This is a genomic window from Streptomyces sp. NPDC048523, from assembly GCF_043199815.1.
Classification (GTDB): Bacteria; Actinomycetota; Actinomycetes; order Streptomycetales; family Streptomycetaceae; genus Streptomyces.
In genome coordinates, this window is sequence record NZ_JBICWQ010000001.1 from 352,563 (window position 1) to 373,578 (window position 21,016).

The 21,016-nt window shown below is 69.4% G+C and carries 13 protein-coding genes, 1 tRNA gene and 2 pseudogenes; 3 read left to right on the top strand and 13 right to left on the bottom strand.

Features of this window, described 5'->3' with window-relative positions; genetic code table 11:
• Positions 1 to 15 precede the first annotated feature (15 nt).
• Positions 16 to 1,383: a hypothetical protein gene (locus ACGFWE_RS01680; RefSeq protein ID WP_393597099.1), complete on the top strand. Its 1,368-nt coding sequence runs from the start codon at positions 16 to 18 to the stop codon at positions 1,381 to 1,383.
• A 99-nt stretch (positions 1,384 to 1,482) separates the two neighbouring features.
• Positions 1,483 to 1,558 (top strand) — tRNA-Gln (locus ACGFWE_RS01685).
• Positions 1,559 to 1,585: 27 nt separating this feature from the next.
• Here the strand turns inward: ACGFWE_RS01685 and ACGFWE_RS01690 are convergent.
• The 4 genes and pseudogenes from ACGFWE_RS01690 to ACGFWE_RS01705 form a co-directional block, all read right to left on the bottom strand.
• Positions 1,586 to 5,761, bottom strand: coding sequence for a beta-galactosidase (locus ACGFWE_RS01690; protein ID WP_393597101.1), 4,176 nt, complete (start codon positions 5,759 to 5,761; stop codon positions 1,586 to 1,588).
• A 495-nt stretch (positions 5,762 to 6,256) separates the two neighbouring features.
• On the bottom strand, positions 6,257 to 7,351 hold the full coding sequence (gene chvE / locus ACGFWE_RS01695) for a multiple monosaccharide ABC transporter substrate-binding protein (RefSeq protein ID WP_393597103.1): 1,095 nt from the start codon (positions 7,349 to 7,351) through the stop codon (positions 6,257 to 6,259).
• Between the two features lie 314 nt (positions 7,352 to 7,665).
• A pseudogene (locus ACGFWE_RS01700) lies at positions 7,666 to 8,136 on the bottom strand (RNA-guided endonuclease TnpB family protein); the annotation flags it as partial.
• An 87-nt stretch (positions 8,137 to 8,223) separates the two neighbouring features.
• Positions 8,224 to 8,943 carry a FadR/GntR family transcriptional regulator gene (locus ACGFWE_RS01705; protein WP_352385209.1) on the bottom strand — a complete coding sequence of 240 codons (720 nt, stop codon included), beginning with the start codon at positions 8,941 to 8,943 and terminating at the stop codon, positions 8,224 to 8,226.
• A 113-nt stretch (positions 8,944 to 9,056) separates the two neighbouring features.
• Between ACGFWE_RS01705 and ACGFWE_RS01710 the strand changes: the two are divergent.
• Positions 9,057 to 11,075 (top strand): annotated as a pseudogene (locus tag ACGFWE_RS01710) (alpha-L-fucosidase); the annotation flags it as partial.
• 62 nt (positions 11,076 to 11,137) lie between these two features.
• Here ACGFWE_RS01710 and ACGFWE_RS01715 read toward each other — a convergent pair.
• The 9 genes from ACGFWE_RS01715 to solA form a co-directional block, all read right to left on the bottom strand.
• On the bottom strand, positions 11,138 to 12,121 hold the full coding sequence (locus ACGFWE_RS01715; protein WP_393597105.1) for a D-2-hydroxyacid dehydrogenase: 984 nt from the start codon (positions 12,119 to 12,121) through the stop codon (positions 11,138 to 11,140).
• A 1-nt stretch (position 12,122) separates the two neighbouring features.
• On the bottom strand, positions 12,123 to 13,574 hold the full coding sequence (locus ACGFWE_RS01720; protein WP_393597107.1) for an NAD-dependent succinate-semialdehyde dehydrogenase: 1,452 nt from the start codon (positions 13,572 to 13,574) through the stop codon (positions 12,123 to 12,125).
• 42 nt (positions 13,575 to 13,616) lie between these two features.
• On the bottom strand, positions 13,617 to 14,897 hold the full coding sequence (locus ACGFWE_RS01725) for an NAD(P)/FAD-dependent oxidoreductase (RefSeq protein ID WP_393597109.1): 1,281 nt from the start codon (positions 14,895 to 14,897) through the stop codon (positions 13,617 to 13,619).
• A gap of 117 nt (positions 14,898 to 15,014) precedes the next feature.
• On the bottom strand, positions 15,015 to 15,854 hold the full coding sequence (locus tag ACGFWE_RS01730; RefSeq protein WP_393597111.1) for an ABC transporter permease: 840 nt from the start codon (positions 15,852 to 15,854) through the stop codon (positions 15,015 to 15,017).
• A complete protein-coding gene (locus tag ACGFWE_RS01735) occupies positions 15,851 to 16,753 on the bottom strand; it encodes an ABC transporter permease (protein WP_352385198.1) in 903 nt (300 codons plus the stop codon). The genes ACGFWE_RS01730 and ACGFWE_RS01735 overlap by 4 nt, the downstream gene beginning before the upstream one ends.
• Positions 16,754 to 16,757: 4 nt before the next feature.
• On the bottom strand, positions 16,758 to 17,924 hold the full coding sequence (locus ACGFWE_RS01740) for an ABC transporter ATP-binding protein (protein ID WP_393597113.1): 1,167 nt from the start codon (positions 17,922 to 17,924) through the stop codon (positions 16,758 to 16,760).
• The gene (locus ACGFWE_RS01745; protein ID WP_393597115.1) at positions 17,917 to 19,014 is read right to left on the bottom strand and encodes an extracellular solute-binding protein; all 1,098 of its coding nucleotides are present in this window, start codon (positions 19,012 to 19,014) and stop codon (positions 17,917 to 17,919) included. The genes ACGFWE_RS01740 and ACGFWE_RS01745 overlap by 8 nt, the downstream gene beginning before the upstream one ends.
• Before the next feature lie 103 nt (positions 19,015 to 19,117).
• The gene (locus tag ACGFWE_RS01750) at positions 19,118 to 19,798 is read right to left on the bottom strand and encodes a haloacid dehalogenase type II (RefSeq protein WP_352385192.1); all 681 of its coding nucleotides are present in this window, start codon (positions 19,796 to 19,798) and stop codon (positions 19,118 to 19,120) included.
• A 71-nt stretch (positions 19,799 to 19,869) separates the two neighbouring features.
• Positions 19,870 to 21,006 carry an N-methyl-L-tryptophan oxidase gene (gene solA / locus ACGFWE_RS01755; protein ID WP_352385190.1) on the bottom strand — a complete coding sequence of 379 codons (1,137 nt, stop codon included), beginning with the start codon at positions 21,004 to 21,006 and terminating at the stop codon, positions 19,870 to 19,872.
• Between the last annotated feature and the right edge of the window lie 10 nt (positions 21,007 to 21,016).

Sequence of the window (21,016 nt, forward strand, 5' to 3'; positions counted from 1 at the left end):
GACAAGGTGAGCCCCATGCCGTCGCCCACACTCGAACAGCTCGTCCGTGAACTGCACGCCTCGCTGACACTGCGCAAGCGTCCGGAAGACGTGGCCCGGCTCATCCAGGACATGTACGCCGCCCAGGGCACCGACCTCGACGCGGCGACCGATACCGCGCTCGCCAAGGCCGCCCAGCACTCGCTGCGCAATCTCTGGCACGGCTACACCTCCATGCGGGAGGAGTTCGCGTGGCCGGTCGGTGCACAACGCCAACTCGCCCGGGCGGCAAGCCTCTTCGCGAACCTGCCGGAACTCCCGGGCAGTGCGGGGGACGATCCGGCCCGGATCGAGGAGGTGATCCGGCGAGCGGGTGAGGAGATCGGCCGCTCGTACGGACAGAACGACTTCGGCATGGACCGCCTCGACCGGGCCGAGCGCACGGCGGCGGGCCTCGGGGAGATCTCGAAACGCCAGTACAACAAGCGCTTCCGGCTCCTACGGCGGATGGAGGCCAAACTGGCCCGGCTCATCCACGAGCAGCGTCGACGCGAGGTGGTCATCACCGGCAAGGGTGCCCTCGCCCACGCCCTGCCGTACGAGGTGTTCGCCGCCGATCCGGACACGGCGGCCTTCATCGCCTACTTCACGGCGCGCGGCCACACGCGCAGCGTGTTCACCGACGGTCGGCAGCGTCAGGTCTACGACGAGGTCGCCGAGGCCCTGTTCCGGCGCCTCAGGCCCGAGGATGCCTGCTGGTACGCGATCGCGCATGTGCACCCCACGGCTGAAGTGCTGGCCCAGGTGTCCGACCAGGACCTCACTCGGCTGCTGGTCCGGTGGAACGGATTCCTGCGCCAGGTCGCGGGGCTGCTGGAGGACGCGTGGAACCGGCATCCGCTGGAACGCGAGACGATGATCGTGCGCCGTGGCGACGACTCCTCGACGTGGAACCAGGCCGCACAGGCATGGAACACGGCCCGTGCCCACTGGTTCGCGCTGCTGACCGAGCTGGGGCAGGACGAGATTCTCGACCGGGTCTGCCCCGGCAAGGTGCCCCGGCTGATGGCGGCCGACGTGGCGTACTGGCACCGCATGCGCGGCGGCGGGCTGCACCCGGACACTCATGTCTGGGCAGAGCTGCCTCTGCCCTGGGAAGTTCTCCGAGGAGAGAAGCAGTGCCCACGCTCGCTCGTCGAGGCAGTCTGTGCCCGGCATCGGGTGGACCCGATGGCAGGCGCCTGGACCGCTCCCAGGCCGACGGCCGAGGCCGTCGCCTTCCGGCGGACACCCGAACTGGTGCACGGAGTCGCGGTCGCCGACCCACTCATGGCCAGCGCCCTTCGCTCGGCAGGAGTCTTCTCCGGCAAGGAGAAGCGCGCTGCCGCTCAGGAGTGGATGTGACCGATTCCCATGTGCGTCCAACCGTGCGTCCGACCCACGAACCAGTTGCTCCACAAAGCAGTTGCCTCACGCATCAGCTCAGGCAATGATCTCGGTGGCGACGAGGAAGCTCTGCGGAGGAGCGCCCGGCTCTGATCCCGGGTGGACGCAGGTTCGAATCCTGCCCTCGTCGCCACCGGGACCCACTTCCTCCCGACAGCCGTCAGCCGCACGTCAGTGTGGGTACCGCCCAGTCGCCGTGGTCGTTGCCGTTGCCGTCGCCGCCGTCGCCGACCTTGAGGTCGACCACCTGGGCGCCGCTGACGTCGACGTCGATGGGGACGGCTGCCTGTCGGCCGCTGATCGTCGGGGTGGTGACCAGCGTCTTGCCGTCGGCGATCACGGAGAACGTGACCGTTCCGGCGCCGCCCGTCTCGTCGTCGACGCCGACCTGCGCCGTCAAGCGGGAGCAGTTTCCGGCGAGGTAGAGCTGGACGTCGCTGAGGGCATTGGTGCCGAGGCCCTTGGCGTAGCCCACGCCGCCGATACTGATCGCACGGCCGTCCCCGGCGGCCTGCTCGCCTACGCTGCTGTCGCGCTCGACCGGGCCCCACCCGTTGGTGGAGGACAAGAACGGCAGGTCGCTCACCGCGTTCTTACCGGCCGGAGGAGCCGGTGGAATCCCGCCGACGATGCGCTCGTCGGCTCCGGTGTGCTGTCGTCCGTTCTGGTCGTACCGCACCGCGGTGCCGAGTGCCGAGGCGGCGGGCAGATCACCGGTCGGTGGCCGGACCGTCCAGGTGAAGGTCGCCGACGCGCCCGGTTGCAGGCGCTTGAGGGACACGGGGCTCGGAGCGCTCACCGTCCAGCCGTCGGGAGCGGAGAGCGAGGGTGTCAGCCGGGACGCGGGCGATCCGCCCTTGGGCACCCGCACGGTCGTCCGGGCCGTGAAGGTCTCCCCCGGCTGAGCGGTGTCGGGCACGTCCAGGGTCACCTCGGCGCCGGGAGGCCTCGGCATCGCGTACTTCCGGGAGTCGTAGCGGGGACTGTCGTTCTGCGCCACGCGCAGGGACGAGGCGTAGCTGCCGTAGTCGGTGAGCGAGACCTTGCCGAGGCCGCCGGTGCTGCCGTCCAGGTTCCACACGGCGATGGCGATGCTGTTGCGGCCGTTCGGGTCGAGGATGCCGTTGGGGACGGGGAACGTGTGCTGCGGGCCGAGGTAGTTGACGTAGTTGCCGACCTGCCAGCCGTTCACGAAGATCGTGGCCCGGTACTTGCGCGCCGGGTCGTCGGTGAACGTCAGGCCCAGTGAGGTGTCCTGGCCGCGCGGCAGGTCCAAAGTGGCGTCGGTGCGGTACCAGGACACTCCGGGGCGGGTGTCGGTCGTCGGCAGGGTGACCCGGTTCCACTTGGCGTCCGGGTAGCCCGGCAGGGACCAGCCCGCCCGCTCGCCGTACAGGCCGCCCGTCGAGAGCGGGCCGCGCACCGTGTCCTGGAGGTCCTCGCCACCGCGTACGCCCTGCAGGCGCCAGGTGACGGAGGTCAGCGGCGCTCCGACGAGAGAGGCGCTGGTCAGACCACGCGCGGTCTTGTTGCCGTTGGTCGAGTTGTAGTCCTCCTCGTGCCCCATGTTCACGGTGAGCACGGAGAGGACGTTGTCGCCCTTGGACTTGACCGCACCGGCCGGGAAGGTGAAGTCGGCACTGCCGGTGGTGGAGCTGCCCAGGAAGGTGCCGTTCAGCCAGGCGGAGAACGCCTGTGCGCCGCCGCCGGAGTCCGAGACCAGGTGGATGCCGGTCTCCTTGCCGGTGGCGTGGAAGCGGCCGCGGTACCAGGTGTTGCCGGTGTGGAAGCCGTAGTCGTCCGCGTAGAGCACCGGCAATTTGTTGATGCCGGACACGCTGTTGGTCGTGGTCTTGTCGGCCGTCTGCCAGCCGGTGTCGTCGAAGCCGGGGGCCGCTTCGGGGGACTCCTCGGCGTGCTTCCAGTTCGTCAGCGTCGGCAGGTGGATCGCGGCGGCGGTCGGGATCCTGCCGGTGAGACTTCCGGTGGCGGTGGTCCGGGTGTCCGCCTTCCGGCCGTTCCAGGTGACGCGGGCCGCGGAGGTGAACACCTCGATGTTCTGGTCGTCGGCGTTGTCGCCGGTGAGCGCCACCGTACGGCCGCCGTTCAGGCTGGTCGCTGTCCGCAGCAGGTGCGTGCCGCGCACCAGCACCGGTCCGGCCGCGGTGTCCTGACGCCAGAAGGTCTTCGCCGTGGCCTTGTCACCCACGAGCAGCAGCAGCGGGCGCTGTCCGCCGCCGCTGACGCTGATCCGGATCAGGCCCTTGTGGGTGTAGTTCAGCCGCAGATCGCCGGTGGCCGGGTCCCAGGTGGTCGTGACGGCACCGCCGGTGGCGGTCACGGTGGGCTTGGAGGCGTAGCGAAGGACGGTCTCGCCATCGCTGTCCGGGTCGCCGTAGAGCACGGCGAGGTCCCGGTCGCCGATGGTCGCGCCGGTCATGATCTCGGAGGTCGAGTACTGCAACTGGGCTTCCCCGAGGCGGTAGTTCGCCACGATCACGTGGGAGTCGCGTCCGTCGAGCGTGATCGCGGTGCCGGGCTGCTGGGGCACGACGGGGTAAGTCGGTTCCGCGGCGGCGGCACCGGTCGGCACGTCGATGGCGTCGATGGCCACGTAGTTGTCGGTGGACCCCGAACCGTGGTTTCCGGCGACGACGATCTTCAGCGTGTGCGCCCCGGACGGCAGGCCGGTCTTCTGGAAGACGACCGCCTGGTTCTCGGCGCCGGAGTCGTCGACCGTCGCCACCTTGGTGCCGTCGAGGTAGACGTCGGCGTTGCCGTGGTTGTTCGTCTTCGAGCCGATCCAGCGGATCGCGGTGCCGTCGAAGGGGACGGTGACCGAGTCACCGGCCTTGTCGGAGAACGACTCGGTCTTCTTGTAGTCGCCGCCGGTGTAGCTCTGGTTGGCCACGTGCGACCACGAACCGGCGTACTGCAGCGCGGAGTCGGGGTCGTCCCAGGTGTAGGTGGTGTCCCCGGCCGGCTGGGCGTTGAAGTCCAGCGAGATGTGGGCCCTGTCGACCGCCGTGGACGTGGAGTTCCCGTGCCGCAGTACGTGGAACTGTGTCTTGGTGTCCGGGTTCATCCGGGCGGTGTCGACGACCGCGGAGTCGTCCGGCGGCGTGCTCCTGATCGCGTCCGTCTTGGTCAGCGGGGCCACCGACTGGGTGAAGTACCCGATCAGCTTGTCCTCGTCGTACTTCGGATCGAGCTGCCGGGTCTCGCGGATCGCAGCTCCGTAGTCGTACGACGTGTAGTTCTGGGGCATGCTCAGCCAGCCCCAGTTGGTGCCGCCGTAGGTCATGTAGAAGCTCTGCGCGGTCGCGCCGACGGCGATGTTCTGCTTGTAGAACACGTTGGCGAACTGGTCGTTGATCAGCTGGGCGCACTTGTCGTAACCCGGTCCGCCCCAGGGGTCGAAGGCGCCGCCCTGGAACTCGGGCGAGTACAGGGGCTTGCCCGCCGGGTGGTCGTAGCTGATGTCGGGGACGCCGTTCCACTTCGTGGGGTTGGAGCAGTCGAAGCCCTGCGGGTAGGAGTCCGGGCCGTCGACGTCCAGGGCGCCGGCACCGGTGTTGAAGGTGCCGTTGTTGTTGCCGGTCAGCGGCACGGTGATGCCGTCGGCGCGGGCCTTGTCCTCGAGGTGCTGCATGTAGGAGCGGGCGGAGGCGGAGCCGTTGTAGTACTCGTTCTCGACCTGGTAGGCGATCACGGACCCGGTGCCGTTGGTGAGTTGGTGCCGGGCGATGATTTTGTCGATCTGGGTCAGCCACTCGTCGGCGTACTTGAGGAACCGCGGGTCGTCACTGCGGTTGTCCTCCGCCTTGGTGGTCAGCCAGCCGGGCAGGCCACCGCTGTCGACCTCCGCGTTGATGTACGGCGCGGGGCGTGCGATGACGTAGAGGCCGGCTTCCTCGGCCATGTCCAGGACCTTGTCGGCGTCACGCACCCCGGTGAAGTCGTACACCCCCGGCTTGGGCGAGTGGTAGCCCCAGTCGAAGTACAGCGAGGTGGAGTTGAAGCCGGCGGCCTTCATCTTCTGGAAGATGTCCCGCCACAGGTCCGGGCTCGGGAGCCGGAAGTAGTGGAACTCGCCGGACCAGAGGTAGGTGCGCTTGCCGTCCACGAGGAACGAGTAGCCGTCGAGAGTCACCGTGTGCGGCTGCGGGTTGGCGGCAGGCGCTGCGGCGGGTGCGGGCCCCCCGGCTTCCCTGGCCGCGGCGGGCGCGGTCAGGCCCACGGCCAGGGCGAGGGTCGCGGCCGTCGCGAGGGCCGCCCTCCACCACCCGCGGCGACCGGGTCTCACGGTCTCTGCATCGGTCCGATTGCCTCGCACTGCGGCCTCCCTCTCGCCTGAGCGATCAGCATCAAACAGACTCAGGCAAAGTCGAACAGTAGGGGGGCAGTTGGCTGAGCACAATGGGGCGGGAGAAGACGGACGGGGCGTTGGGGGCGGAAGGCCGGCCCGGGCCGCTCAGGACGTGGTCGTTCGTCGCTCGAACACCAGCCCCCGGGCCGTGCCGGGGCTGTCGCCACCGCTCCCAGGAGCACCGCGTCCTCGCCCGGCCGACTGGGGACGAGCTTCGGCAGATGGCAGTCGTCGAGCGGCGTCGCCGGTGCCGCACCCGGCTCGCCGGCCTCACGGCCCTGATGGTGCGCCGTCGGGGCGGTCTCGGCCTCGACGGCTTCTGACCGACCCCTTGATCGTCTCACTCCAGCGGCTGAGGATCCTGTGACAGCAGCATCCCGACGAATACAGCGCGTTGCTCCGAGAGTTGTCCGAGCGGCAGCCGGCCTGAGGGCCGGGGCCGGGCTCGGACACATCCCGTCGCTACGCGAGCTCCTCGGCGGTGTAGTAGCCGTCCCTGACCAGTACTTCGACGTTGTTCTTGTCGAGGCTCTGCGGCTGGAGCAGGTAGGCGGGCACCTTCTTGACGCCGTCGTTGTAGCTGAACCGGTCGTTGATCCGCGGCGCCCGGCCCCTGAGGATGTCGTCGACCATCCACGCGGCGGCGTCGGCGAGGGCGCGGACGTCCTTGTAGACGGTCTGCGACTGCCGGCCCGCGATGATCGACTTCACCGAGGGCAGCTCGGCGTCCTGGCCGGTGACGATCGGGAGGGGCTTGCCGGCGGAGCCGTAGCCCTGCTCCTCCAGCGCGGACAGGACACCGCGGGAGATGCCGTCGTACGGTGACAGGACCGCGTCGAGCGTCCTGCCGACGTACCACCGGCTGAGCAGGCGGCTCATGCGCTTCTGCGCGGTGGGTCCGTCCCAGCGTGGGGTGGTGAGCTGGTCCATCCCGGTCTGACCGGACGGAACGACCAACTGCTTGCTGTCCAGGAACGGTTGCAGGAGGGCCATGGAGCCGTTGAAGAAGTACTTGGTGTTGTTGTCGTCGGGGGAACCGGCGAAGAGCTCGATGTTGAACGGGCCCTTGCCCTTCTCCAGGCCGAGCTTCCCGATGATGTAGTTGGCTTCCATCCGGCCGACCATCTCGTTGTCGAAGGAGACGTAGTAGTCGACGTTCCCGGTGCCGAGGATGAGCCGGTCGTAGGAGATCACCGGGATGCGCGCGTCGGAGGCCCGCTGAAGCACGCCGTTCAGCGACTTTGCGTCGATGGCCGCGATGATCAGTGCGTCGACGCCCTGCTCGATCAGGGTCCCGATCTGTGACAGCTGGGCTTTCGGGTCGTCGTCGCCGTAGACCAGCTTGGCCTTGTACCCCCGTCTCTTCAGACCCCCGACGACGCTCTTGCCGTCGGCGAGCCAGCGCTCGGAGGACCGGGTCGGCAAGGCGATGCCGACGGTACCGCCCTCGGAGCGGCTCTGGGAGCTGCCGGCGTTCTCCTTGCCGCAGGCGGACACGGTAAGGGCGAGGGAGGCGGTTCCTACGAGGGCGGCGAGGGCGGCTCTTCGGTCGAGCATGGTGAATGGGTCCTTGTTCTTCTCGTCGTTGACAGGATGACGGCGCATCAGACGTGCAGGTGCTCGGACGGGTGCGGTGCGGGTGGAGCGGTGGATACCCCGGTTGCCCTGGACGGGCCGAACGTCAGGGGGTCGGCGGTCCTGCCGGTACAGGCCTGCCTCCCGCTGTTCCGGGCATGCACAGGGGAACCGCCTTCGAATGTTCGAGATTTCGTCACGCGTTCCATATGGCGGCGCGACGGTAGAGGCAGGTGAGGAGGATGTCAACGGTGTGAACACGATCGGTTACAGAGAGCGTGTGCGGCCGACGGGAGTCACGGCCCTGGCCGGGCCTCGCGCCCGGGAACACGGCCTCGGAGTCCTAGCAGGACTCCGTCAGGTCTGTGGTGCTGTGGGGGCAGGTTGGGAGTGCGCCTTCCGCACGCGGTGCAGGTGTAGGTGTAGGTGCGCCCACCCAGCGGCAGGCGATGCCTGCCTCTCGCATCGCAGTGCGGGTGGCTCCGATGGCGGCGTCAGCGGCCTTGCGGGCCATGGTCGTCTTGGGCAGGAACTTCAGGCGGAAGTCCTCGACAGCGATGGCGTCGTGGTCGCGGACCACCTTCTTGACCCACTTGCGGCCGGCGCCCTCCCGCTGCCTGGTGACCTTCATGTGCGCCTTCACCCCGCGGCTTCTTCGCCTCGCGGTAGCCCTTCGATGCCGGTTGTCCCTTCTTCGGCCTGCGGCGGGCCACCATCCGGTCGTACCGGGTCAGCCTCGCCCGGGCCTTCTTGCCGTGCCGACGATGTCGGGGGCGCCTCGCGCGCAGCAAGTCAGGACCGACCAGGCCCTTGGCGGCCCTGACCCATGAGGACGCGTGCGGGCGGGCTCCCCGTCAGCCCGCGGTCGTACCGGAGGGAAGGGCCTCGGCCGAGCGCAGGTGCTCCTTCAGCCAGCGTTCGGTGTTGCTCACGTGCAGCAGCGCCGCCGCCTGGCTGAGGACCGCGTCGCGTGCGGCCAGTGCCTCGAAGATCGCCTCGTGCTCGGCGAGGGTGCGGCCCGCCGCCCGGGAGTCGACCAGGCCGCGCCAGATCCGGGCACGCAGCGTGCGGCCGGAAATGCCTTCCAGGAGCGCGAGGAGGGATTCGTTGCCCGTGGCCGAGACGACGGCCCGATGGAAGGCCGCGTCATGGGCGTTGAGTCGTTCGACGTCCTCACGCGCCTCACGCATGGCATCCAAGTGACCCTTGACTTCGGCCAGTTGGTCGTCGGAGATCCGGGTCGCGGCAAGGGCCGTGGCAACGGGCTCGAGGAGCCGCCGTACCTCCATGAGGTCCTGGAGAGCGACCGAGTCGCCCTGCAACAGTTCCACCGCCCCACCGAGTCCCTCCAGCAGAAGGCTCGGCTGGAGGCTGGTCACATAGGTGCCGTCGCCCCGCCGGACCTCCAGGACCCGTGCGACCGCCAGGGCCTTGACCGCTTCACGGGCGAGGTTGCGGGACAGTCCCAGCTGCGCGGCCAGATCCGGCTCCGGGGGGAGCTTCGATCCCGGAGGCAGCGCTCCGGTCCGGATCAGCTCACGGATCTGCTCGATCGCCCTGTCTGTCAGAGACACCGCGCATCCCTTCTCCACGTCGCGCCCCGACCCATGCCGCAGTCCGCATGCCAAAGGCGACGCTGATGATACGGGGCTGCGTATGACGGGACGGCGACCGCACCGGCGGGCACGTCCCCGCCTTCGACAACGAGTGGTATCCGCGCAACATGTACGAGGCCGGGAGCAACGCGAACCGACATCACATCGCGACCTACGGCCAACCGGCGGCCTGGCCCTACCACAACTTCATCAACGGGGCACGGGACCTGGCGGGCAACACCGTGCAGTTCGCACCGAAGCTGAAGTCGGCCGGCGGGAAGTTCGACCCCGACGAGTGGGTGCAGTTGTTCGTCGACGCCGGCGCCAGGTTCGCCGGCCCGGTCGCCGAGCACCATGACGGCTTCTCCATGTGGGACAGCCAGGTCAACGAGTGGAACTCGGTGAAGAAGGGCCCGGGCCTCGACCTGCTGCGGCTCTTCTCCACGGCGATCCGCGCCAAGGGCCTGAAGCTGCTGGTGGCCATGCACCACGCGTACAACTTCACCGGCTTCTACGAGTTCGCCCCCGCCCAGACGGACCCCAGCCTCAAGAAGCTCTACGGGCAGCTGGGTTCGGCCGCGGAGAACCAACTCTGGTTCGACAAGCTGAAGGAGGTCGTCGACCGCGCCCGGCCCGACATCCTCTGGCAGGACTTCAATCTGGACGCCGTCGACGAGACACAGCGCCTGAACTTCCTCTCCTACTACTACAACCAGGCCGACAGCTGGGGCCGCGAGGTCGTCGCGACCTACAAGGACGGCATGAACGGCAAGGGCGAGGTCTTCGACTACGAACGCGGCGGCCCCGCCGATCTCACCTCGCCGTACTGGCTGACCGACGACAGCATCTCCAGCAGCAGCTGGTGCTACACGCAGGGCATCGGCTACTACACCGTCCAGCAGATGCTGCACTCGTTCATCGACCGGGTCAGCAAGAACGGCAATGTGCTGCTGAACATCGCGCCGATGGCCGACGGCACCATCCCCCAGGCGCAGAAGGACATCCTGCTCGGTATCGGCGACCACCTGAGGCGCTTCGGCGAGTCGGTGTACGCGACCCGGGCCTGGACGACGTACGGCGAGGGTCCGACGAAGATGGGCGGCGGCGCCTTCACCAGCCCGACCGCCGGCACCCCACAGGACATCCGATTCACCCGTGACAAGGCCGGCAACGTCCTGTACGCCACCGTCCTGGGCTGGCCCGGCAGTTCACTGACGATCAAGACGCTCAGCGCGGACCGGATCAACCTCTCGTCGCTGACCTCGGTCAAGCTCCTCGGCTCCGCCGCCGGCACCTACATCGACCTGCCCGCGCCGGCCCAGACCTCCTCCGGACTCGCGGTCACCCTGCCGTCCTCGGCGCCGTACAGCGCCAACGCCTACGTGCTGAAGCTCGCCTTCTCCGGCGCGATCCCCGCTCTGCGGCCCCTCGCCGGCGCCGTCGTCTTCACGGACACCGGCTACACCGGCAAGGCCGCCGTGCTCGCCGTCGGCGACTACAGCGCGGCGGATCTGAGCGCGGCCGGGCCGGGGCCCGGCACCCTCTCCTCCCTCCGGCCGGCCCCCGGCTGCCAGGTGATCGGCTACTCCGGCGGCGACTTCACCGGAACCGCGTGGACGTTCACCGCCGACAACCCCGATCTGAGGGTCACCGGCAACAACGACCGGATCGCCTCGGTGAGGGTCCAGTTCAATCCGGCGACGTACTTCCGGATCGTCAACGCCACCGACGGACTCGCCCTGGACAGCGGCGGCAACGTCGCCTCCGGCGCCAACCTCAAGCAGTGGACCTGGGACGGCAGTTCGAACCTGCAGTGGCATGCGGAGGCTGTCGGAGGCGGCTACTACCGGCTGGTCAACCGTACGAACGGCATGGTCGCCGACGGCTGGGGCGCCACCGAGGACGGCTCCGCCGCCCGGCAGGCCCCCTGGAACGGCGGCACCAACCAGCAGTGGACGATCACCCACCGGGGCGGTGACCGCTATTCGATCGCCAACCGCACCACCGGTCTGGTCCTCGACGGCGGCGGCGGCGTCGCTTCGGGCTCCGTCACCAAGCAGTGGACCTTCGGCAGCAGCACCAACCTGCTGTGGAGCTTCACGGCGGTGTAGGCGGCGGTCTGATCTGTGAGGTCTCGGACGCACACTCTCCCCGGCGGGCCCCTGCTCGCCCCCTACCCGGGGCGCGTCTCGTCGACCACGTAGCCGCGCCGCTTGTCGACCACATTGCGCAGCGGACGGCCCTCGAGGTGCCGGGTGAGGTTGTCGAGGAACACCTCCACGAGCGCCTCCCGTTCACTGGTGGTCTCCCCCGCGGTGTGCGGGGAGATCATCACGCCGGGCATGTCCCACAGGGGTGACTCGGCGGGCAGCGGTTCCTGGGCGAACACGTCCAGGGCCGCGCCGGCGAGCCGGCCGGCGGCGAGGTGGTCGACCAGCGCCTCCTCGTCGACGAGCCCGCCCCGGCCTACGTTGATCAGCCGTGCCCCAGGCTTCATGGCGGCGAGCACGGAGGCATCGACCATGCCCCGGGTGCCCTCGGTGAGGGGTGCCGCCAGGACGACGTAGTCCGCTTCCGTCAGCGCGGAGCGCAGGGTCGCCTCGCCGTGGACCGTACCGAAGTCGGGGTCGTCCGCGCGGGCCTCGCGGCCCGCGCCGCACACCCGCATCCCGGCGGCCCGCAGCAGCCGGGCGATGGCCCGGCCGATCGGCCCGGTGCCCCAGACCAGTGCGGTGCGGCCGGTGATGCCGTCGCTGGGGCGTGGACGCCACTCCCGGCGCCGCTGGTGCTCCCAGGTGCCGGGGAAGTCCTTGGCGAGAGCGAGGATCAGGCCGAGGACGTACTCGGCGGTCGGCTGGTCGTAGACGCCGCGGGCGTTGGTGAGGACGACGCCCGGATCGTTCACCAGGGCCGGGAAGAGGAACGAGTCCACGCCCGCGGAGGACGCGTGGACCCACCGCGGTGCCTTCTCCGGGTTGTCCGGCCAGGCTTCGCGGATGGCCGGGGTGATGGTCACCCAGGCCAGGAGGGCGTCGGCGCCTGGGAGGAGGTAGGGGAGTTCCTCCTCGGTGGCGTAGACGGTGTCCATGAGGCGTTCGATGAGTGCGGCGGCGGGGGGCCGGTTGCCGCGGTAGAGGACGACGAGTCGCTCGGGCATGTCAGGCTCCGACGGGGACGGCTATGTACTTGTACTCGAGGAACTCGTCGATGCCGACGCGTCCGCCTTCGCGGCCCAGGCCGGACTGCTTGACGCCGCCGAAGGGGGCGGCGGGGTTGGAGACGAGCCCGGTGTTGAGGCCGATCATGCCGCTTTCGAGGCGCTCGGCGACGCGCAGGGCGCGGTCGAGGTTCTGGGTGAACAGGTAGGCGGCGAGGCCGAATTCGGTGTCGTTGGCGGCGGCTATGGCCTCGTCCTCGGTGTCGAAGGGACGGATCGCGGCGACCGGGCCGAAGATCTCCGTGTCGATGATCGCGGAGTCGGGGGCGATGCCGGTGAGGACGGTGGGCGGGTAGAAGCAGCCGGGGCCTTCGGGGAATTCACCTCCGGTCAGGACGGTGGCGCCGCGCTTGACGGCGTCGCGCACCAGGTCGTGGGCCTTGCTGCGGCCGGCGGTGTCGATGAGGGGGCCGACGTCGGTGCCTGGTTCGGTGCCGTCGCCGACGGTCAGGGCGGCCATGCGGGCGGCGAGACGGGTGGCGAACTCCTCGGCCACGGAGGTGTGGACGTAGATGCGGTTGGCGGCGCAGCAGGATTCGCCCATGTTGCGCATCTTGGCGACCATGGTGCCTTCGACGGCGACATCGAGGTCGGCGTCGTCGAAGACGATGAGGGGGGCGTTGCCGCCGAGTTCCATGGAGGTGCGGATGACGGTGTCGGCGCACTGGGCCAGCAGGATCCGGCCGACCTGGGTGGAGCCGGTGAAGGAGAGCTTGCGGATCTGCCCGCCGCGCAGCAGCGGCTCGACGACGCCGGCGGCGTCGGTGGTGACGATGATGTTGAGGACGCCGTCGGGGAGCCCGGCTTCCTTCAGGATGGCGGCGAGGGCGAGGCTGGTCAGGGGGGTCTGGGGGGCGGGTTTGAGGACAATGGTGCAGCCGGCGGCGATGGCGGGGCCGATCTTGCGCGTGCCCATGGCCAGGGGGAAGTTCCATGGCGTGATGAGCAGGCAGGGGCCGACCGGCTGGCGGCTGACCAGCAGACGGTTCCTGCCGTCGGGGGCGGTCATCAGGCCGCCGTCGATACGGACGGCCTCCTCGGAGAACCAGCGGAAGAACTCGGCGCCGTAGGCGACTTCGGCGCGCGCCTCGGCCAGGGGCTTGCCCATCTCCAGGGTCATCAGCAGCGCGAGGTCCTCGGTGCGCTCGATGATGGTGTCGTAGGCGCGGCGCAGGATCTCGCTGCGCGCCCGGGGCGGGGTGGCGGCCCAGGCGGCCTGTGCGGCGACCGCCGCCTCGACGGCACGCCGGCCGTCCGCGGGCGAGGCGTCGGCGACCCGGCACAGTTCCTCGCCGGTGGCCGGGTTGTCGACGGACAGCGTCCGGCCGGACTCGGCGTCCTGCCAGTCACCGCCGATGAACAGCTGCTTGGGAACATCACGGACGACAGTCATCGTGGTATCTCCTTGTGTGGGTGTCGAGGGGCTGCCGACCGGTCAGCGGATGCGGTCCAGCGTCTTGTAGTAGGCGCCCGCGAAGGGCAGGAACCAGGCAGTGCCGTTGTAGAGGGGGATGCGGGGCGGGGCCAGGTCGCGGACCGGGCTGGCCTCGGGGTGGCCGTCCATCACCTCGGCCATGACCTGGCCCATGTGCGTGGCCATCTGCACGCCGTGGCCCGCGTATCCCATGGAGTAGTAGACGCCGTCATCCGACTGCCCGGCGTGCACGATGCGGTCCCTCGCGAAACCGACGGAGCCGCCCCACACGTACTCGACTTTCGTCCGGGCGAGTTGGGGGAAGACCTCGCACATCTCACGGAACAGAACCGCCCCGCTCTTCTTGTCCGAGGTGGGGTCGGACGGCGCGAAGCGGGCGCGGCCGCCGAACAGCAGCCGGTTGTCGGGGGTGAGCCGGAAGTAGTGGCAGACCTGGTTGGAGTCGACGATGAGGCGGGCCTTCGGGATGATGTCCCGGGCGAGCTCCTCGCCGAGCGGCTCGGTGACGATGATGAAGCTGCCCAGGCAGACCTGCCGGCGGCGCAGCCACGGGAAGTTCTTGTCGGTGTAGGCGTCGGTGGCCATCATGACCTGCCCGGCGCGGATCACACCGCGTTCGGTGCTGACCTCGAACCGGCCGGCGGCGGTACGCCGTACGCCGATGGCCGCGTTGCGCTCGTGGATCTCGACACCGGTGCGCTCGCACGCCTCGGCCATGCCGCGCACGAAGCGGCCGACGTGCAGTGCGGCGCTGAGCGGGTCGAGCAGGCCGCCGTGGTAGGCGTCGGATCCGATCTCGGAACGCAGCTCGGACTTGTCGATCAGCGTGGTCTCGTGTCCGAAGTACTTGGCCAGGTCGCGCTGTTGGGCCTTCTTGTTCTCGAAGTGCGCCGGGCGGGACGCGACGCCCAGGCGTCCGACGCGGCGGAACTGACAGTCGATGGACTCCTCGTTCACGAGCTGCTCGACGGTGTCCACGGCATTGCCGTAGGAGTTGTAGATCTCGCGGGCCCGTTCGAGCCCGTACCGGCGGATCGCCTGGCCCACGCCGATGGTGAAGCCCAGGTTGGCCATTCCGCCGTTGCGCGCGGAGGCGCCGGAGCCGATCTGGCTCTTCTCGACGAGGGTGACGCGGGCGCCCTTGCGGGCGGAGTGGAGGGCGGTGGACAGACCCGTCAGGCCGGCGCCGACGACCACCAGGTCGGTGTCCTCGGTCAGTGGCTTGCCGGACCGGTCGGGAAACGCCCCGGCGGTTTCTACCCAGTACGGGATCGTCTTCATAACGGGTCTCCTGCGGGAATGGGTCAGGGGGAGGGCGCGGAGGGGCACGGCAGGGGCCCGGCAGGGGCCCGGCCGAGGGCGCTGTCAGCGGTGGCACGGCCCGTGCCGGCGCAAGGCTCAGGCGAGGGGTTCTACGGGGAGGACGTGCCGGCCGCTGCGGTGGCCGCCGAGTTTGCGGACGACGGCGACCAGGACGAGGGCGAGGACGGCGAGTGCGATGAGGACGGCGCTGACGGCGGTGACGGTCGGATCGACGTCGAACTGGAGGGCGTTGAAGACCAGGACCGGCAGGGTGCGGGTGTCGGGTGTCGACATGAACTGGGCGATGAAGAACTCGTCGAAGCTGGTGATGAACGAGAACACCGCGGCGGCGATCAACCCGGGGGTGGCCAGGGGGAAGGTGATGCGCCGGGCGATGGTGAGGCGTCCGGCGCCCATGCTGGCCGCCGCGTCCTCCAGCCGTTCGTCGATGCCCCTCAGCGTGGAGATCATGATGAGGATGGCGATGGGTGCGGCGAGCACGGTGTGGCCGAGGGCGATGGCCAGTGGGCTGCCGAGCATGCCGGCCGGTTCGAAGAACAGGAACAGGCCGAGCGCGATGACCACTTGGGGGATGAGCAGCGGAGCCAGGACCAGCCCGTAGACCGCCGTGTGCAGGGGCAGTCGGCCGCGGGCCAGGGCGGTGGCGGCGGTGGCTCCCAGGATGAGGGAGAACGCGGTGGTGAGGGTGGCGATGAGGCTGGACAGGGCGATGGAGGCGGCCCAGTTGCCGCCGGGCGCGGCCATCTGCTCGTACCAGTGGGTGCTGTACTCCTTGGGCGGGAAGGTGCCGATGCCGTCCGCGCCGAAGGAGGTGATCAGGATGATGACGATGGGCATCGCCAGGAACAGCAGGATTGCTGTGGCGCTCACGGCGCGGCCGATGTGTCCGGCCCGGGTGGCGGGCAGTTCCATCATGAGCTGCTCCTTCGTGCGTGTGCCTGCTTGCGGCGGAGCTTGGCCAGGCCGAGTACGCCCAGGCCGGCGAAGGTGAGCAGGAGCAGGATGACGCCGAAGGCGGCGGCCGAGTTCCACTGGTCCTGCTTCATCACCTGCTGGTCGATGAGCGCGGCGACGACGGTCTGCTTGTCGCCGCCCATCAGGGCCGGGGTGATGTAGTAGCCCAGGCACAGGATGAAGCTGAGCAGACCCGCGGTGCCGATCCCGGGAGCGACCAGCGGCAGGTAGATCCTGCGGAAGATGGTGAAACGGCCGGCGCCGAAGCCTGCCGCCGCGGCCAGGAGCCGGCCGTCGACGCCGCGCATGACGCCCTGAAGAACCAGGACGGTGTAGGGCAGCATCACCGAGGTGGTGCCGATGACCACACCGGTCTCGTTGTAGAGGAGCGAGAACGGGGCTCCGGGCACGTGCAGGGAGGTCAACAGCGTGTTGATGAGGCCGTGGTCACCGAGCATGATGATCCACCCGTAGGTGCGTACCAGGGCGCTGATGAAGTGCGGCACGACCACGATCAGCATGGCCGGCGCGGCGAGGGCGGGGCGCATCCGGGTGATGGCGTGCGCCAGGACGAAACCCACCAGGAGACTGAGCAGCGCGGTCTCCGCGGAGATCCGCAGGGTGGAGAGCAGCACGGACAGGTTCACGCCGCTGAGGGCGTCGGCGTACCAGTGCAGGGTGAATCCGCCGCTGTCGCCCTTGAGGCTGAGGGAGAGCACCCCGATGATCGGGTAGACGAACAGCACCAGCAGGAACACCGTGACGGGGACGGCGTTGACCAGGGCGATCCGGGAGCGGTGTCCGCGCTTCTCGGACGTTTTCACCCGCACCTTGGTGGGTGCGAGAGCGGTGCCGGCCATGGGCTCACCCCCCGTCCGTCGCGTCGAAGACACTGACGTCCTCGCGGTCCGCCGTGACGCACACCCGCTCGCCGGGGCGGGGCGGAGTGTGGGCGGTCTCGATCCGCAGCGGTGGCGTCCCCGGAGCGGCACCGTCCAGGCGGACGGAGATCCGGGTGAGCGAGCCGACGTAGACGGCCGTCTCGACGGTGCCGGAACAGCAGCTCTCCTCGGCACCGACCAGGCGCAGCTTGCCCGGCCGCACCGCGGCCCGTACGTTCTGGCCCGGTGCGCAGGGGTGGGCGCGGGCCGTGAGGACGCCTCCGGTGTCCAGTCGTACGCGGGTGCAGTCGTCCGCTCCGCCGACCTCGACCTTGCCGGTGAGGAAGTTGGCGGCGCCCAGGAAGTCGGCGACGAACGGGGTGCGGGGGCGTTCGAACAGGCCGCGTGGGGTGTCGAACTGCTCGATGCGGCCGTCCTTCATGATGGCGATCCGGTCCGACAGGACCAGGGCCTCTTCCTGATCATGTGTCACATAGACGACGGTCAGGCCGAGTTCGCGCTGGATGCTCTTGATCTCGGTCTGCATCTGGTCGCGGAGCCGCTTGTCCAGCGCACCCAGCGGTTCGTCCATCAGCACGATCGGCGGGCGGTAGACCAGGACCCGGCACAGTGCGACGCGCTGCTGCTGACCGCCGGAGAGCTCGCGGGGCTTGCGGCCGGCGAACTTCGACAGGCCCGCCGCCTCCAGCGTCTCCCCGACCCTGCGGCGGATCTCCGCCTTGTCCACCCCGCGCAGCTGGAGCGGGAAGGCGACGTTCTCGGCGACCGTCATGTGCGGGAAGAGCAGGTACTGCTGGAAGACGAAACCGAAGTCCCGCTTGCCCGGGTTGAGTTGCGTGATGTCCCGGCCGTCGACGGTGACGGTGCCGGAGTCGGGCTCGGTGAAGCCGGCGAGCATCATCAGCGTGGTCGTCTTGCCGGAACCGGACGAGCCGAGGAAGGTGACGAACTCACCCGCCGCGATCTCCATGTCCACGCCGTCGACCACCGTCGTCCCGCCGTAGGACTTGCGCAGCCCGGTCACCGACAGCGACCTGCCCGTCGGTGCGGAGGAGCGAGGGGCCAGGGCGGCGGCGAGGTCGTCGGCGGAGAGCTTTCCGGCGGTCAGACTCCGGGTCCGTTCAGGCATCGGCCCACTCCTGCCAGCGCTTGGTGACGGCGTCACGGTTCTTGTCCCACCAGGCGGGGTCCGCGTCGAACCCGGTCTTCAGGTTCTGCGGCGAGGTCGGCAGCGAGGCCAGGACGTCGTCCGAGAGCAGTTTCGTCGCCGCCGGGACGACCGGGCCGCCGGTGGGGCTGAGCTTGGCGAAGGCCGCCTGCACCTCGGGCCGCAGCGAGAAGTCGATCAGCTGGTAGGCCGCGTCGGTGTTGTCCGCGCCCTTCGGGATGCCCCAGCCGTTGGTCATCCGGCGGGCGCCGTTCCACTGGTAGGCGACCGGCTGACCCTGCTTGATCAGCTCGTCCGCGCGGCCGCCCCACAGGCTGGTCGCGACGACCTCCTTGCGGCCGAGCAGGACGGCCGGCAGGGCGCCGGTGTTCCAGAACTTCTTCACATCACCGCGGATCCGCGACATCGACGCGAACGCCCGGTCCACGTCGAGGGGGTAGAGCCCGTCCAGCGGCACACCGTCGGCCAGCAGCGCGAACTCCAGCTCCGGCAGGTCGACTTCCGCGCTCTGCAGGGAGCGGGCGCCGCCGAAGGAGTGGGTGTTCCAGAAGTCGGCCCAGTTCTTCGGGGCGCGCTTGAGGCTGTCCGTGCGGTAGGCCATCACGCTGGCCCACACGTTCTTGCCGACCGCGTGCTCCGGCAGGTTGACCTCCGCGATTCCGGCGCCCTTGACGTTCTTCAGCCGATCGTGGTCCACCGGCTCCAGACACTCCAGCCGCGCCATCTTCTGGAAGTTCAGCAGTGTGTTGTCCAGCAGGTGCACCTGCGGACGGCCCTGCTTGACCTGGGCGATGATCTGCGCCGACTGGTAGTTGACCGTCGTGACCGTGATGCCCGTCTCCTTGGCGAACGGCTCGTAGATGGCCTTGATCAGAGCGTCGTTGTAGGCGCCACCGCTGTTGCTGACGACGAGCCTCTTCTTGCCGCCGCCCGACGAGCCGCGGCTTTCGCCGTTGCCCATGAGGGTGCCGCATCCGGTCAGTGCCGAGGCGGCGGCGAGCGCGCCTGCGGTGCGGAGTACGGTTCTGCGTCCTATCCGGTTGGCTTCCATCGGGCGCCTCCTGGTGAGGGTGGGGATTCGGGGGAACGGAAAACGCTGGGTGGGGGGTTGGGGTCCTTCGGGGTTGTCCCTGCGGGACGAGGTGCGTCGCGCGTCAGATGCCGAGCATGGTGTTGAGCTCGTCCAGGGACTTCACCGTCACGTAGTCGTAGCCGTGGGTCACCGGGTCGTAGCCACGGTCCAGCAGGACCAGATTGCGGAAGCCCATGTCGTGCATCGGCATCAGGTCGTAGCGGGTGTGCGAGGAGACGTGTACGAACTCCTCGGGGGAGGCGTCGAGCTGGTCGAGCATGTACTCGAACGCGGCGTAGCGGGGCTTGTAGTAGCCGGCCTGCTCCGCGGTGAACACCGCGTGGAAGTCCGCGCCGAGCCGGGGGACGCTCTCCTCGAGGAAGTCGTCCCCGGCGTTGGAGAGGATCACCAGCTTGTAGTTCTCGCCCATCTTCTTCAGCGGTTCCGGCACGTCGGCGTGCGGGCCCCAGCTGCGCACACCGTCGGCGAACCGCTTGCCCGCGTCCGGGTCGGCCTGCACACCCCACTTGCGGCAGACCCGCTCGAAGGCGTCCTGCAGAGTCTGCTCGTAGGGGTAGTACGCGCCGCAGATCGAGTCGTAGCGGTAACCGCGGAACTCCCGGACGAACTGGTCCCAGTGCTCAGCGGGGATCCGGTCGCCGACGAGTTCACGCGTGATGGGGGTCATCGGCCACTCGATCAAGGTGCCGTAGCAGTCGAACGAGACGTACTTCGGACGGAACTGGAACGAGGGAATGGGCATGAGGGTACTCCTGTCGTGTACATGGCAGGGATAGCGATGTGAGGAGTGAAGCCGCCGGTGTCGCCGGGGGGTCAGGCGGCGCCGACTCCTGCCGGAGCGAGGAAGTCGATGGGGTGTTCAGTGGTGCCGTCGAGCGCCAGGTCGGCGGCGATCTCGCCCATGGCGGGCGACATCTTGAAGCCGCTGCCGGAGAAGCCGGCCATGACGATGACGTCGTCCTCGCCGGGGAGATGGCCGACGAGCGGGTCACCGGAGTCGGTGTAGCCCTCCATGTAGGCCGACATCCTGATGGGATCCGGGTTCAGGTCGGGCATCAGCTCGGAGATGAGCTCGCGGAAGGTGCCGAGTTCTTCGGGGCGGACGGTACGGTCGAGCCGGTCGGGCTCGGGCACCGGCAGATGGCGTGCGACGGAGAGACCGAGCTTGACGGAGAGGCCGTCGGGTGACGGGAGCCCGAAGCAGTCGTGGGGTGTGGCGCGTACGAAGGGGGGTGCCCCGGCCGCGAACCAGTCGTGGCGGGTGGGCAGATGCCAGGAGCAGATCACCCGGCGGACGTCGACGGTCCGCGGGAGGTCGGGGAGCAGTGTGTTGATCCAGGGGCCCACGGTCACCACGGCGGCGTCCACGTGGTCCGTGCCGTGGTCGGTGACGATCCGCACGCCGCCCCCCGCCGCCGGGACGATCTCCCGCACCGGGGTGTAGCGGTGCAGCCGGGCGCCCAGTTCCTCGGCACGGGTGGCGGCCGCCTGGACCGACGCCTCGGGCCTGATGACGGCGCCCATCCGGTCGAGTACGGCGGTGTGTCCGTCCGGGAGACGGTGCTGCGGGTAACGACGGGCCAGAGCGTCCCGGTCCAGTACCTCGTGGTCCAGACGGTGGGTGGCGCTGGTGGACAGGAGAAGGCGCATGGTCGGTGACGCGGTCTCGCCCATCACGAGGCAGCCGCTGCGGCGCCGCAGCGACCGGCCCGTCTCCGCCTGGAGCTGCTCCCACAGCCCGTCCGCCAGCCGCAGCAGCGGAAGGTACCCGGCTTCGCCGAGGTGGACGGCTCGGAAGATGCGGCTCTCGCCCCCGGCCGCACCGCGGTCGTGACCCGGGGCGTACCGGTCGTAGCCGATGACCTCGGCTCCGCGGGCGGCCAGTCGCCACATGGCCTGGCTGCCCATGCTGCCGGCACCGATCACGGCGACCCGCTTCGGGATGCGCATGAGTCGCTCC